Origin of the sequence: Legionella cardiaca (assembly GCF_029026145.1) — a bacterium.
Lineage (GTDB): Bacteria > Pseudomonadota > Gammaproteobacteria > Legionellales > Legionellaceae > Tatlockia > Tatlockia cardiaca.
The window spans coordinates 2,912,756-2,928,882 of the sequence record NZ_CP119078.1; the positions used below are offsets into that span (position 1 = coordinate 2,912,756).

Here is a 16,127-nt window from a genome sequence, read left to right on the forward strand (position 1 = left end):
CATAGTTTTATGATTTTATGAAAAAATTTTTTTATCATCCCTATGCTTTGCAATTTTATAGTTTAATTATTTTAGCAACGCTTGATAGACATTATTTTTTCTCACTTTGCTATCGCAGGGGAGGCGGAGTTCACACACAATTTGTTCCTTTTTATTTTAATTGGTCTTGTTTTAACCTCGCTTTGATTATTTTATCTTTTACCTGGCTATTGTTGTTAATTTTGAATAATTTTTTAACTTATCTTTATCGACTTTTCACTAATAAAAAACAACCGTCGCTTATTCTGCAAATTGTTATTCTTATGATATTAATCTGGTTATTACACCTGATTAAACCGTTTAGTCTTGTCGGCTAAAGTTGACGAGAAAATTGTCACACATCAACTACACTTATAACTAATAGCAGTCCCTATTGCGAGCATTACTAGCCACGGATGATAGAATGAAAACAATAAAAGCCTTGCTACTTTCATTACTTCTGTCGATCTATATCCTGCCGGCTCAGGCAGATCTTAAGGTTGGCACTGTATTTTTATACCCCCCATTCGTTGTATCCTTAGATCAAGGCTTTGATATTGAATTTATGAGACTTCTTTGTCAAAGAATGAAGACCAATTGCTCTTTTACTCCCATGGATTTTAGTAAATTATTCTCAGCTCTGGATAATGGGGAAATTGACCTTGCTATTGGTGGCATCGTTATATCGCCATTCCGCGAAAAATGGCACCTTTTTTCCTTGCCTTATATGTTAAGCCGCGGGCAATTTTTAGTATTACAGAGCAATAATGCAAACACTATTCAGGACCTGGAAAATCAAAAAATTGGTGTCATCAAGGGAGGGCAGGATGGTAATGTGTATGTAAATTATCTAAACAACAACTACCCCGGTATTTTCCAATCAGTTGAGTTTGATGATATTGAAGATCTTATTACAGCCCTCAGTAGTAAAGCCATCGGCGCTGCTTTTATTCACGAATCCACGGCTCTTTATTGGGAACAAAATGGCGGTAATCAGTTTAGGGTGCTTGGCCAGCCTTCTATTGTTGGTGATGGTATGGGTATCATGACTTCTTTACAAAATGGGGCATTAATTCAACAGATTAATCAGCAGATTCAGGCAACTGAACAAGACGGCTCTTATTTGGCAATCTACACTACCTATTTTGGCGGGTTGTAATCATCTTCCCTGCAAAAAATGCGACCCATTCTTAATACTATCTTAATCTTTGTTCATTATTATATCATTTCAATTATTTTTTTGAGTTCTAGCCATGCCAATCTATCAAGGAAAACAGTTAACTAAAGTCGGCGATAAAACCGGTGGCAAAACAAAGGGTGATATTAACGGCTTCTACACCACGGAAACCGGCGAGAAATTCTTTATTAAACAACCCAAAGGGGCTGAGAAAAAAGAAATATTCACCGAATTATTTGCCGGTCTTTTATTAAAGGAATTTAAGCAACGCATTATAGAACCTCTCATTGCGGCAGAAGTTTTTCCCAAAGGCTATGCTGACTCACTCATTTTTGCCGACCTCATCCAACTGGAAGATGGTTCTTATGCCTTAATTCAACCGTTCGTTTCTTTCGTTGAATTATTTCGCTTGATTGGTACTGGTTATAAAGATGGTTCTGATCGCGATCCATTTTTTGAAATGTTAAACGGCCCTTCAGCCTATCCTCTTCTTACGCAGGGCGGCCAATATTTTGGTCTATCCATCTCCTTGATGTTCTCTCTGTGGTTTGGTGCTTACAGCGTGCACAGTGGTAACATGGTGTATTTAACACCTGCAAATGCTCATCCTTTAGAGAAGTCTATCAAACAATTTGCCCGTATTGATTGGGGGGATGCTTTCCGACATTTCGCATCACCTGAAAACAATAAAGACATTCTGTCCCCTGCCGAGTATGACGGATTTTTGAATTTCAAAAAATTTACGAAAGGCTATATTGAGAATTATCGTAATATCATGGGTCTTTTCACGGCAATAGCTGGGAAGGGAAAAGACATCCAAAAGAAAATGCAAGAACTCGCCCCTGAAGGCAAAACAGCTATCCTGTTACTTGAGATGGTTAACAGTGCCCTTAGCCAGATACCAAGTGACTTATTGGATGATGAAACCAAAAAAGAGCTGGCCACTTATCTTGATATTCCTGAGTTTGCTACGGTTACTTTTGGAGCGGAGGGTAATTATGCCGCTGTTGCTAACAAATTTACCCAAACTCTCGATTCCAGATTAAGCAAAATTACTGAACTAAAAGAACGATATACTCCCAAAGCAGATGACACTCTCTTTCAAAGTACTTTTCAAACCAAGGCAGAAGTGCTGTCCATAAGCGAAGATGTTGCTTTTCCTGATGTGATTACATTCTTGGACGAGAAAACAATCTGGACAAATCCCCGTTTACTTGATTTTAGTAAATTGGACTTAAAGCAATTAGCTAGTCAATTTAATCGCCACCTGGATCTTATCGCTCACCAGACGGAGGTAAATAATTTTTGGGCGCATCAGGAAAAAAGCAATCATAACCAATTGGTGCCTTTCTATAAGGGAAATACAGAGCTACAAAATGGACATGCCTTTGTCCCTCAATATCGCGAAGGCACCATCTTGCGTCGCTTATTTACTCTAAACCTTGACAAAACGGGAGCTTATCGTTTTACCCCTTATGAAAGTGCTGTGTCCGAATACCGAAAACAGAATAATGTACCGTCTCTATGGACAGCGGTAGAAGAAGTTTCAACTGCAGGCAGCGCAATTATTGGTCACATTCGCTCAATTCAAAAATTACAAACTTCTACAGAATTCAAAGAAACGGACCTTGCGCAAGAAATGGTGCATGCAGTAGCAGGTTTGCGAGATGCAATTGCTAAATTTAACGAATATAGTATAAATCTAGGCACTTTTTTCGAACGCTCATTGCCAGGCTCGCCTTTGACTTTTGAAAGTAATTTCTTCTATGCCATTAGTGAGCAAGAATTAGCAGAGATGAACGGAGCGCAGCTGGCTACGATTTGCCTGGAAGAATTAAACGATGTTGAACCTAGTGCTTTGCTATTTCGCATCATTAAAAATACTTCCCAGTGGGAGCTTATGGAAAAGGCTTTTACACAGCAAGAGAACGTGTTCCTTGCACGGGTAGATAATGCCAAAGACAAAATCGGGGAATTGCGGGAATTACGCGCTAATGTTATAGAGTTTTTTGCTAAGGAATTAGAATTTCAAGGCACTGATTCGACAAATATTGCTGCCAAAGAAATAGCTTTCAAAGCAATGCAAGAGGTAGCGAGTAAATTCAGCCGCAAGTTTTCGGCAATCAGCGACAGTGTAGCTGAAGCAGAATTAGAGCTAAGTAAATTAAAAACGCTCGATAATAATTACAAATCCAAGAAGATTCTATTTGAAGAATCTGGCGACAAAATTACTGCATTTTCGTCTTTGGCAGAAGCTTATCAAGCACTCCCTCTTTCTTTGAAAACAGCTTATGTGCCTGAATATCACGACGCAATAGAACGCGTCTGGTTGTGTCATATCGCGAGATTCGATAGTGTAGTTACCGAGCTAAGCGCAGAAAAACTTGAAGATAAAATACAAGAATTTACAGCAATGCAAGACTTCTTTACTAAATTCCCTGAAGTTTTTGCAACAAAATATCAAGAAGCATTTGATCAAAGAAAGAAGATTCATGTGTTTTATCAAGGGATTAATAGTTATATCAAATTACCAACTTTAGCTAAAAAAGTTGAGGGGTATGCAAAACTAACAAGTGCCGCTAAAGACATACAAGATAATGTCTCTATGCGAGATCTTCATCTTGAAATTCTAAAGAGTCATCAAGTCTTAGCCCAGATTGCTGTTAATGAGCTTTTGCCTGGTGATACGACAATGGCTGAAGTCAATCAAGCATTAAATAAATTAGACGCACTTTTACCAGCTACAATCGAGGCATCAACTCGAGAAACCTTCATGGAAAATGCTATAAACGATAAAATTCTCTGGGGTGCTCTTGCAGAAACCAAGAAAAGCGCTCTTTCTGCTGAGGTGATAGCTGACATGCTGGAGTTAAAAAAGTTTCGCGATGCTAAACAAGCTCTTAATCACGATAAGGGTTTTGGTGAAGACTACTCTACCTCAGTCGATAACTTCTATCAGCAAGCATTAACGATTCGTTTATCTGATGCCCCCATTAAAGAGCAGGCAGGCGCCATCGTTAATGCCGCAGAAAAGGAATTTAGACCTCGTCATAGCACGCGTCGTTTAATAGCAGACGTTCTCATGATGATTAGTGTGTTGTTTGCAGGTTTAGGACTTTTTATTGGCGGCGCTCGCGTTCTTTCTGATAAAACTTTCTTTTTCAGCAGTATGCCTACTGATAGGAAAGCCGAACTGACAACCTGGGTGCAAAAATCAGACACTGAAGCTGACGATGCTCGAATTATCGTTGCACCGTCCGCAGCCTAAGACAATAATTAACTTAAGAAGGGGCGATAGTGCCCCTTTCTTTTTCTGTAATGTCAACAGTTGCGCTGTTTCTTGCAATCATGTTAGCTTAACCAATCCCATCATTAACCGCTGACAGGTTTCCCAGCATTTGTTAGGCCCCATTGATTATGAAGATAATTTTATCTGTTTTTTTCACCTGTTTTGCTGCTGTTGCAGTGGCTACAACATCCAACAATGCTATCAATCAAATTTTGCAACAGCATTTAAAAAAATATGGGGCGGAGGAATTATTTTCAGGCATTCAAGTTTCGATTAAAGCAAAAGATAAAATAAATACTTATACTGTTGGCTACCGCGCGCATACGCCCGGAAGCGCTCCCATGGATGCTAATACTCTTTTTAACATTGGAAGTATTACAAAATCTTTTACTGCAGCCATTGCACTTCTTGCAGAAAGTGAGGGCAAAATTAAATTAACAGACCCCTTAAGTAATTATTTACCAGACTATCCGCACTGGGGCGAACTGACTTTAACAAGCCTGTTCAATATGAGCACTGGTATTCCAAATTATTCCAATACGCCTACATTTAACTACCTTGCAAGTAAAGAGTTACGCCACTATTGGAGTCAAGATGATTTGATTAATCTCGTTTATTTCAAAGACTATAATCCACCAAGAAAAGCAGGTTTTTTCTATAGTAATACAGGTTATGTGTTAATGGATAAAATTTTAACAAAGGCTTATGAAATGCCTTTCCAGAATTTAATTGTAGAAAAAATCATAAAACCTCTAAATTTAAAAAATACTTATTACCCAATACCTGATTATCCAGCGCCAGTTCTGGCTCGATTGGCACGAGGATATTCCTACAATGTTTATGACAATCCTGAGTTATTAGGACAGGATGTCACTCAAAATAATTTAAGCTGGGCAGGTGCAGCCGGTGCTGTAGTTGCTAATAGTGAAGATGTGATTCATTGGATTAATGACTTATTTATTGAAAACAAGCTCCTTAGCGATGCTCAAAAAGAAAAAATGCAGCAGTTAATTTCTCTTTCTTCCGGATTACCCCTGCCAATAACAAGCGCTAAGGATCCATTAGGATTTGGTCTTGGTATTAGCCAAGGTTACGATCAAAAGATAGGACGTTATTGGTTTTATAAGGGCGAAACGCTAGGTTATCGTGCTCTTTACATCTATGTTCCTTGTAATCAGGTCATCATTAGCGCCTTATTGAACAGTGCTACTAACGAAGAAAATGATCACTCTCGTGAATTGGTGTTAAGCCTTTATAATCATCTCCTGACAAAGGATGAAATGCTAATCTGCGGAAAGAATGAGATTGAAACATAGCACACAGAGAAATCAGCTTGACAGATTTTCCTAAGGGCCTTTAGTATTTGCTTTTTTATTGCGACAGGAACGCCGCCAGAGGGGATGGAATGAAAAAAAGAGTTGTTATCACAGGAATGGAAATAGTATCTTCCATCGGTAATGGGCTTGAAGCCTTCTGGCAAGCAGCAATTAACGGCCAATGCGGTATTGAGCGTATTCAAGCTTATGACCCCACACCTTATCCCACGCAAATAGCGGGTGAAATTAGAAATTTATCCTTAACCCATTTGCCAGAATTTGATAAATCGAAACGCTACCCACGTGTTGCTCAATATGCACTTTACTGTGCACATCATGCCATTGAGCGTGCAGGTCTGACTGCTGCTGAATTGAGCCAGGCCGGAACCTACATTGGCACTAGTCTGGGTGGTGCACCTGAACTTGAAGCAGCCTATAACGTTTTTTTCACTCAAAGTTGGAAAAAAATTCCCCCACTTAGTGTCATACGCGGTATGCCTAATTCAATAGCCAATCACATTGCCATTGCTTTTGGTTTGGGCGGACCCAACTCAACCATTTCCAATGCCTGTGTTTCTTCAGCAGAAGCAATAGGCTGTGCTTATCAGCAAATTGCCCATGGTCAACTACCCCTCGCCTTATGTGGTGGTACCGAATCATTGCTTTGGGAAACAATCATGGCCGCATGGTGTAAATTACGTGTAATGTCTACCCAAAATGAAAACCCCCACCTGGCAAGCCGCCCTTTCGATAAAAATCGTGATGGCTTGGTTATGGCTGACGGAGCAGGTATTTTAATTCTTGAAGAATTACAGCATGCTAAGGCCCGCGGTGCTAAGATTTATGCCGAAATTATCGGTTTTGGCGCCAGTTGTGATGCCTATCATGTGACAGCACCGCATATGGAGGGTCAGGTACGAGCTATTCATGCAGCTTTAGATGATGCGAAGTTATCTATTGGCGATGTGCAATACATTAATGCGCATGGCACTGGAACCCAGTTAAATGATGTAACTGAAACAGAAACAATCAAAGCGGTATTTGGCAAACGCGCTTATGAAATACCTATTACTGCGCAAAAAGCCATGACTGGCCATGCAATTGGCGCTGCCGGCGCAATGGAGATCATTGCTACAGCCTTAAGTTTGCAGCATGATTTACTACTGCCTACCATCAACCTGCATGAGCCTGACCCTGTCTGTGATCTGGATTATGTTGCTAATTATGCTCGTCAACAACCAATTGATATTGCCTTGTCAAATCATTTTGCTTTTGGTGGAGCTAATGCCGCTTTATTGCTGCGCCGGGTATAAAGATTCACAACTGAGGCAGCCTCGAGTTATAATCGCATATTTTGCACGATTATAAAGGTACATTGATGAATGTTTCGCTGTATGAGATAGCCAAATTAGTCGACGGGGTTGCGCTAGGTGATGAAAAAACGCACATTTCTTCCCTGGCACCGATCGATAATATTATTCCTGGGTCATTGGTTTTTGCTGATGGCGCTGACAATCTGCAATTGGCGGAGAATTCTCCTGCCATGGCTATCCTGGTTAGCAATTCCATTACCAGTACCGTAAAACCGGTCATTCAGGTTGCTAATCCCTTTAAAGCGTTTATCCAATTGCTCCATCATTTTCATCCAGTCAAAAAGGCTATAGCTGGAATTCACCCAACTGCCGTTATCGCTGAAAATGCCATTCTTGGTAAAAACGTTACCATTGGTCCCTATGTCAACATTGAATCGGGTGTAAAAATTGGTGACAACTGTGTGATAAAAAGCCACGTGCATATTGGTGAAAATGTAACTATCGGCTCCGATACCACCCTTCACCCTCATGTAACCATCTATGAACAATGTCAGATTGGTTCACGGGTTTCTATTCATGCCTCAACCGTAATCGGTTCGGATGGTTTTGGCTATACTTTTATAGATAATCACCATATGAAGGTTCCTCATATTGGCCATGTGATTATTGAAGATGACGTGGAAATTGGCGCGAATACCGCTATTGACAGAGCCACACTAGGGGCGACAAGAATTGGACAAGGTACAAAAATAGACAATTTGGTACAAATCGCTCACTCGGTCAAACTAGGTAAGCATAATATCCTTTGTGCCTTTACAGGCATTGCAGGAAGCACCACCAGTGGAAATCATGTAATCTTTGCCGCAAATGTGGGCGTTAGTGATCATGTTCGTATCGATGACGGTGTTATTTTAGCTGCCCGCGCCGGTGTACCGCCCAAAAAACACTTAAAACAAGGAAATGTTTATTTAGGTAGTCCTGCTCGCCCTAAGGATAAGGCCATCGAACAGGAGTTAGCTGTAACACGTATCCCGTTGATGCGTAAAAATTTAAAAAATTTAAGCGAAAAGGTTGATGAACTTAGTCAACGTTTAGCCCAACAAGAGACTGACTAATGACCGCACCACTGATTTTAATCGATGGTTCTTCTTATTTTTTTCGTGCTTTTCATGCGCTTCCCCCTCTTACTACCTCAAAAGGTCAGCCCACTGGCGCTGTATACGGGGTTGCTAACATGGTTAAAAAACTCATTAAAGATTATTCTCCCGAACAAATTGCTGTCGTTTTTGATGCAAAAGGGAAAACATTCCGTGATGATTGGTATCCAGAATACAAAGCTCATCGCGCCCCGATGCCAGATGATTTAAGCTGTCAATTTCAACCTTTAATGACGTTATTAGATGCCATGGGCTTACCTATCCTCATTATCGAAGGGGTTGAGGCCGATGATGTGATTGGCACACTCGCTTACCAGGCTACAGAACAAGGACAATCCGTCTTAATTTCCACAAGTGATAAAGACATGGCCCAGCTAGTCAATGAACATGTCACTTTGGTGAATACCATGACCGGTCAAGTGCTCGACATTGAAGGGGTAAAAAATAAATTCGGGGTCAGTCCAACACAAATGATTGATTATCTGACGTTGATTGGCGATAGTGTCGACAATATTCCAGGCGTTACTAAATGTGGTCCCAAAACTGCAGCGAAATGGCTCCTGGAATACCAAACTCTCGACAATTTGCTGACAAGTGCAGATAACATCAGTGGTAAAATTGGTGAGTACTTGCGAGATAGTTTGGCCCATCTTCCGCTATCCAAACGCTTGGTTACCATTAAAACGGATGTGAAGCTACCACTTACTTTATCTGACTTAAGAACTAAACAAGCAAATCGCGAGCAACTTATTTTTTTAACCCGCGACATGGAATTTAAAACCTGGTTAAAGGAACTTTTGGAGGAACAAGAAAATGGAGCAGCAGAGGTTATAGCGCCTTCAGTAAAAACTAACTTTTCAATTATTAATACAGAAGCCCAATTGCTTGAACTAGTGACTGAATTAACAACCTGTCATTCATTTTCTCTCACTACCGAGACCAACAATAAAAATTCCTTAGATGCCGCTATTATTGGCTTTGGTCTTGCCATTAAAGAAGAGCAGGCCTTCTATATTCCCTTAGCCCATCAAGATGGTAGCATCCAATTACCACGAGAACGTGTTTTAGAGGCATTAAAGCCCATTTTTGAAAATGCAGATATCAATAAAATAGGGCAAAATTTAAAATACGATTTCAACATTTTAAAAAAGCACCATATCCAGCTAAAAGGTACAACCTTCGATATTATGCTGGAATCCTATGTTTTAAATAGTAATGCAAGTAAACATGACAGAGATTCGCTCTCGTTAAAGTATCTGGGTCATAAAGCCATCAGTTATGAAGAGGTCGTTGGTAAAGGTGCTAAACAAATAGCATTTGATAAGATTAGCGTAGCACAAGCTGCCCCTTTTGCCGCCGGCGCTGCAGATGTCTCTTTAAAGTTGCATAATAAACTTTATGCAATGCTGGATGAGCCTTTAAAAAAGGTATTGCAAGAAATTGAAATTCCCTTGTTACCTGTTCTTGCTGATATGGAATTTAAAGGCGTTCTCATTGATGAAAAAACGCTAGAGAAGCATGGGGAACGTTTAAAGGCCCGTATGATTGAACTTGAGCGAGAAGCCGTAACACTGGCCGGCAAGCCATTTAATTTAAACTCGCCCAAGCAATTACAGGAAATTCTTTTTGATGAATTAAAATTGCCGGTATTTAGTAAAACCCCGACTGGTCAACCATCTACTGCAGAATCAGTTTTACAAGAACTGGCCTTTGATTATCGCTTACCAGCAGTTATTCTTGAATATCGTAGCTTAAGTAAACTGGTAAGTACCTATATTGATGCACTTCCCAAATGCATCAACCCAGTAACCCATCGTGTCCATACTTGCTATAACCAGGCAGTGGCAGCAACTGGCCGCTTATCATCAAGTGATCCGAATCTGCAAAATATTCCTATTCGCAATGAAGAGGGACGTCTTATCCGTAAAGCGTTTATTGCACCATCAGAGCATGTGTTAGTTGCAGCCGATTATTCACAGATTGAACTTCGTATTATGGCGCACCTATCACGGGATGAAAATTTATTGCAGGCATTTACAATGGGTTGGGATATTCACGCAGCAACGGCCAGTGAAATTTTCCAAATACCATTAGCTGAAGTAAGTCATGAACAACGTCGGCGCTCTAAAGCCATTAACTTTGGCTTGATTTATGGAATGTCTGCTTTTGGTCTATCGAAACAATTAGGTATTGAACGTCAGGATGCGCAGCATTATATGGATTCTTATTTCAAGCGCTATCCTGGCGTTCTTGAATATATGGAGCGTACTCGTCAACAAGCACATCAACAGGGCTATGTTGAAACGCTCTTTGGCCGTCGTCTTCATTTACCGGAAATTAACACCCGCAATATGGTACGTCAAAAAGCAGCTGAGCGAATGGCAATTAATGCTCCCATGCAAGGAACTGCTGCCGATATTATTAAAAAAGCCATGTTAGCAATTGCAAAATGGCAAGCAACTCAAACCACGCCTTATTCAAGAATGATCATGCAAGTTCATGACGAATTGATTTTTGAAGTACATCAAGACTTCGTCGAGGCAACCACTCAGACCATTCGTGAGTTAATGGAGCATGCCGTCAAATTATCCGTGCCTTTACAAGTTTCTATTGGTATAGGTCATGATTGGGATGAAGCGCATTAATCTGATGCGCTCCATTAATTTATCGAGGAATCCTACATACTTGGTACAGCAGTGTGCTCTTCATCAACGGTTGGTTTTTCCAAAGGCATTGGCGAACTTGTTGTCCCATACATCCATGACAGAGGCACAGACGCTTGCTCCTTTGAGATAGCTCTACTTTTCCTCTCAACCGCAAGAGTCTCATTTATCGCCAGGGAATTACTTTCATTCTGCTCATGTGCCAAAGCTGGTTTATCAAATAAAATATCACCAGCAAAGTAGCCAGCAATTCCTGTTGCTGCACCTGCTGATAATAACAAGAGCAAAAACAAACCACCTGATATCCATGAACCAAGGAAAAGACCCGCAATTAAAGCACCACCGGATGCCCCGGTTAATCCTCCACATAATTTACCAAAATGTTTATCCAGCATGTCTAAAAAACCTTCGGACTTGGTTTTAACGGCTCTATTTTGTAAATCTTTAAATGAACTTCTTCGGTGCTCATACAATTTTTGAAGAATTTCTTTAGTATCCACACCTTCCGGCTCAGTAGGATTATGATTATTCTCTGAGCCTGCAGTTTGACCTTGCCAATTTAAGTTGCGGCGTCCTTTTGTTCTTTTTAATGGGGGTGGCGGCAGAACCACAGGTAAAGGTTCAATGTGTAATGGTAAATCTGCACGATATTCATCTTCTTTCGTTTTTTCTGCATGATGTTCTCTTAACGTAGGCAATAACTTATAGCCATCATCAATCCATTGTTTTAACTCTGTAAATGCTTTCTGATCCTTAATTGATAATCCCGCAAGCTCAGAATTTTTTAGTAATTTATGCCAGCGTGAAAAATATTCTAAGGCGACTTCGTACACTTGGACAAACACACGTTTATCACTCAAACCCTTGTCATACATTCTCTTGGCATCAATCACTTGCTGTAGGGTAGTTTTTGCTTTGAAGATATGATTTGCATAGTCAAGACCATTCCATTTAATTTGAATTTCATCCCACTTAAGCTTGACGGCCTTAAACTTATCCATCTCATGAACAGCTTTATAACCAGTAGCCACATCATGAGAAACATATCCTTTGCCGACATGACGAACAGAACTGTAAAGGCCAATGGCGCGATCACTTTTATCAATAACCCCTGGTCTAATTCCCGCCTTGTACAACAAAGGCTCAATTACGTCTAAAAGTTTGTTATATTCCTTTTCTTTTTCTTCAGGAATATAAATTGTCACCTGCATGCCGTTAAAAACACGCAAAAAGTCTTGAAGCGCTTGCTCCTTGTCTTGCTGTGATATATTACGTTTAGCCAGAAAATCATCACTAATGTTTTTCATCGCATCAAAAAGCATCCGTGATACAGCCATTCTTGCAACCTTAAATTTCGGCAGCTTGTTTGCAACCAATACGGGATAAATGATATCCCATGCTTTAGCCAGATCATGTGGATGAATACTTAAATGAATTTTCCAGGGAGAGTCCTTTTGAGAATCAGCAAAGCTAGAATGAAATTCAGCAAAAGTCTTGGTATCAGGAAATTTTTTTGGTAATTCGCGGCCATTTAATGTTTCCCAGGGCATATTGGTACCCCCAATACGCGTTACATATTCACCGGCTGTTAATTTCATAAAATCTGGATAGATCTGATCCAACTTTGCATAAGGCATTGCTAAATCACTACTATCTAAAACAAATATATCACGAGCACCCATTACCAATGTCCTCCAGGAAATCTCTTAGAAAATACAATCACAAAATGTAAAAAACTAAAGTTATACCCATTTAATAAGAATGGCTTATTTATCTTGGACTTAGATATTTGCTTGAATACAACAAGAAAAAACCAACCAGACAATCAATTTGACTTACTTTAAAAATTAAGAAACAACTCAAAAAAATGGCATAATTATACCATATAAATTCAAACAAATTACTTCTTTAAAAACTCATGAAATATTCATTTATTAAAATAATAATTTCTGCAATTTCCGCAACTAAAACTCACAGAAAATTTTTATCACTTCGCATAACTTCAACAATAAAAAATTTCAGAATAAATTGCAGACATAGTTTCCACTTCTGAATGTGCCAATTAAGTCAAAAACCGGATATTTTTATGGAGTTATTTAAAAATAAGATACTATAATGATGGACCAAACAATAACTGCATTTACAACGGCCAACAAGATGGCTGCCGACCCCATATCTTTTGCCTTTTTAGTGAGAGGATGCCAAGCCAAGTCAATTCTGTCTAAAGTAATTTCAATGGCTGAATTTAGAAGCTCCATTATAGGAACTAATAATACAGAACTGATTAATGCTACTCTTTCTAATGCTGAATGACCTAGCAAAATAGCAGTGGGTAAGGCAACCATGAGACAGAGTATCTCAAGACGAAAAGCCAGTTCCTCTTTAAAAGCTACTTGTAATCCATGGCTAGAGTAAACACTGGCCTTTTTTATATGTATCACGGCTTTAGCCAAAAATTTAATCATAAAAATTTCTCCATCCTTTATCCAGAAGATATCTGGAATTCTGGATCAGTTTTTTTATGTTTTTCACACCCAGATTATTTCGAAAAATATTTTCATATAATCTTTTTTTTAAATTTTATCCAAAAATTCGAGCAAAAATTAAGAGGATAAAATATGAAGAATTTTTCTTATAATAGTTTGGTTATTTTATTAAGAGAAAGACTCAAAAACACTCGAATTTTCCGTTTTTTTTCTTGCAAGAGAACGTAACTGCGAACAAAATCCTAACTTATAAGGAATTAGCAGATCAAGAAAAAATAACCCTGAAACTCGACTTTTTCCTTTTAATTTTTAATACTGTATTAATAAAACGCAGCTATAATGGCATTAGTTTATTCATATACTTTGAAAAATGCCTAAAATTCTGACAAGCAAAGCTGCAATTAAATTAGCTCAAGACAATATCCATTTTTTACTTCATCATAGCTATACTGACGCCGCGTATCTTGAATTATCTACTGCTCATCAAATTTCTGCTAATCGTTTTTTAAAAACAAAAACTAGAGAACTGGTAAAAAATTATTTACAAGATTTAATCGATGACCTTCAAGAAGCGCAAGTTACAAAACAATTCCCGCAACTCCAATTAAGTTTCCAAAAGCTCTTGCAGCTTAAGCCAAAATTCCTTAAGGATTTAAATTTGCGTCTGCCCGAAAATTTATTTCGCAGTTTTTCCGTTACGAAACATCCTCTTTCTGCGCCGGAAAATCGCTTTTATCACCGGCAAGATCTGACGCTTATAAACCACGACTCTAAAACGGGGTTGTATACCTCACCAGATGATGAAATGGCTCATCGACATGGCAAAGAAGCTCAACGAATTTTTTTCTCAACACAAATTGAGCGTTTTAAAAGTTTTATCAATTATTGGTTTGCAAAACTTGGCATTTACATTTTTGAAAAGGCCTCTTACGAAGAGCATGATTATTTATATACAGAGATTTACGCCGATGATTTAGGTGTTGATCCTTTTAATGATGAAAATGGCAGTCATTTTTGGGTGGGACATGCAACCAATTTAATTAAAATCCCCACTGCGCACGGTCCTTTACATATTTTAACCGATCCTGTTGAGGGTCATTTAAACGCCTTGCTTTATCCACGCATGACCCAAGAGGCTAATAAGATCGATGGCTCTCAAAGACCTATGTTACCTAAAATTGATATAGTCGTCATATCTCATAATCACCGCGACCATGTCGACATAGCGACACTACAAAAATTGATAGAACAACAACCACTCATGGTCATTCCAGAAGGTGACTATCAATTATTTGCCGATTTAGGATTTAATAACATCGTTGAATTAAAATGGTGGGAAGAAATTGCCATTCATCACGAAAATAACAAAATTCTCAACATGACTGCTGTACCAACCAAGCACTGGTCAGGACGCGGACTATGTGATGCTCATCACTCCGCATTTAATGGCTATGTTTTTGAAGCACCAACGCTTAACGGTGATATTTATTTTGCTGGCGATACCGCTTTAATGGCAGACAAAACCTTTGAACCGGTTACTGAAGTTTTTAACATTAAAACCTCCATTCAACCTGGTGGTCCAGACGACGTCAGAGAGGATATGAAATCAACACATCAATCTTCTGCCGATGCTATTTTAATGCATTTTAAAATCCTTTTCGCAAACTATAAAAAATTACGCGCGGAAGAAAAAGATATCCACGCTTTTCTTCTGCAGGCAAAAACGGTTAAAACCATTTATAACCATACTGCAACATTCAAATTAGGCAATTTACGTTTACGAGATACCTTTTATAGTCGCAATCGTCTTATTGCTGCTTTTAAAGAAGATGCAGCCTGGAGAAATTTGCATTTGCGTAGTTACGAGCTGGAGGTCTTTAACGGCATCGAGCAATTGATTAAGCAAATGATCTTTGACGGAGAACAAACGCTTTCTTCCCAAGATATCATTGATATTATTACTACTTCTGTTGTCGTTCCTAAAATAGGAGAAAGGCAAGAATTAGTCAATTCAACACCAACTCCAACTCAACAAGTTAATTATCGTAATCTGATTTTAAACAAACGTGCTTTGGTTGAGTATGATGCCTTGAGCAACGCATTTTTTAGTAATGTCAGTGCCAGTAACTTTAATCTCAATGACTTGGTCATTAGTCTATTAAAGACCTACAACAAACCTTGGCATGCGCGATTCTCCCGTAGTCACTCTCAGCTAAATCTGGAGGATTTTATGGAGAAAATACAAACTTGCTCAGATACAGAGAAGTTGCTGGGTTTGATACATGAGATGGAACACGCCCTGCAACCACTTAACGTGCATGGGCATATGAGTAGCTTACTTAATTATTCAAAATGGTTAATTGGCTTCGCCACACAACCTAACCCTCAACAAGCCCTGCATGAATTTTTTATTTGTCAAAAAATTAAAAAACAAGTTGATGTCGAAATAAAGCATAAAGGTCATTTTTCCTGGTTTACCGATAGCCGGAAAGAGAAACAAGCCTATTTTCGCGAACTGGGCAATAAATTGGAACGACAGCCTTGTACAATAAGCGCCTACAGGGAAAATATTCGCCAATGGAATAATGATTTAACCTCTAACGAAGACGGTAACCCTCTACTTCAACATCGCTTTTTTGCTTTTGATACCCCACAAAGTCAGCAAACAGTAGAAAGCATTTTCTCTACTTTAGAATACGGGAAGTAAA

Annotated in this window: 10 protein-coding genes; 8 read left to right on the plus strand and 2 right to left on the minus strand. The window is 39.1% G+C overall.

All coding sequences use genetic code 11. The annotated features are described in order from the left end of the window. The first annotated feature begins 17 nt into the window (after positions 1-17). The 7 genes from PXX05_RS12715 (at position 18) to polA (ending at position 10,915) form a co-directional block, all read left to right on the plus strand. Complete coding sequence (locus tag PXX05_RS12715) at positions 18-356, plus strand: hypothetical protein (RefSeq protein WP_275088564.1); 339 nt, start codon at positions 18-20, stop codon at positions 354-356. Positions 357-442: 86 nt separating this feature from the next. After that, the gene (locus PXX05_RS12720; protein WP_275088565.1) at positions 443-1,177 is read left to right on the plus strand and encodes a transporter substrate-binding domain-containing protein; all 735 of its coding nucleotides are present in this window, start codon (positions 443-445) and stop codon (positions 1,175-1,177) included. 94 nt (positions 1,178-1,271) lie between these two features. After that, positions 1,272-4,463, plus strand: a complete 3,192-nt coding sequence (locus PXX05_RS12725) for a LepB GTPase-activating domain-containing protein (protein WP_275088566.1) — start codon at positions 1,272-1,274, stop codon at positions 4,461-4,463. A gap of 149 nt (positions 4,464-4,612) precedes the next feature. Further along, on the plus strand, positions 4,613-5,800 hold the full coding sequence (locus tag PXX05_RS12730) for a serine hydrolase domain-containing protein (protein ID WP_275088567.1): 1,188 nt from the start codon (positions 4,613-4,615) through the stop codon (positions 5,798-5,800). 89 nt (positions 5,801-5,889) lie between these two features. Further along, positions 5,890-7,113 (plus strand): beta-ketoacyl-[acyl-carrier-protein] synthase family protein, encoded by a 1,224-nt coding sequence (locus PXX05_RS12735; protein WP_275088568.1) that lies wholly within the window; start codon positions 5,890-5,892, stop codon positions 7,111-7,113. 65 nt (positions 7,114-7,178) lie between these two features. Then, positions 7,179-8,228 (plus strand): UDP-3-O-(3-hydroxymyristoyl)glucosamine N-acyltransferase, encoded by a 1,050-nt coding sequence (gene lpxD, locus PXX05_RS12740; RefSeq protein ID WP_275088569.1) that lies wholly within the window; start codon positions 7,179-7,181, stop codon positions 8,226-8,228. Further along, positions 8,228-10,915 carry a DNA polymerase I gene (polA, locus tag PXX05_RS12745; RefSeq protein ID WP_275088570.1) on the plus strand — a complete coding sequence of 896 codons (2,688 nt, stop codon included), beginning with the start codon at positions 8,228-8,230 and terminating at the stop codon, positions 10,913-10,915. Before lpxD ends, polA begins: the two co-directional genes overlap by 1 nt. A 32-nt stretch (positions 10,916-10,947) precedes the next feature. Here polA and PXX05_RS12750 read toward each other — a convergent pair whose 3' ends face one another. Both PXX05_RS12750 and PXX05_RS12755 read right to left on the minus strand, forming a co-directional pair. After that, entirely contained in the window at positions 10,948-12,615 is a 1,668-nt protein-coding gene (locus PXX05_RS12750) for a hypothetical protein (protein WP_275088571.1), read from the minus strand. A gap of 414 nt (positions 12,616-13,029) precedes the next feature. Beyond that, on the minus strand, positions 13,030-13,398 hold the full coding sequence (locus PXX05_RS12755) for a diacylglycerol kinase (protein WP_275088572.1): 369 nt from the start codon (positions 13,396-13,398) through the stop codon (positions 13,030-13,032). 391 nt (positions 13,399-13,789) lie between these two features. Between PXX05_RS12755 and PXX05_RS12760 the strand changes: the two genes are divergently transcribed. After that, positions 13,790-16,126: an MBL fold metallo-hydrolase gene (locus tag PXX05_RS12760; RefSeq protein WP_275088573.1), complete on the plus strand. Its 2,337-nt coding sequence runs from the start codon at positions 13,790-13,792 to the stop codon at positions 16,124-16,126. Position 16,127: the final 1 nt, after the last annotated feature.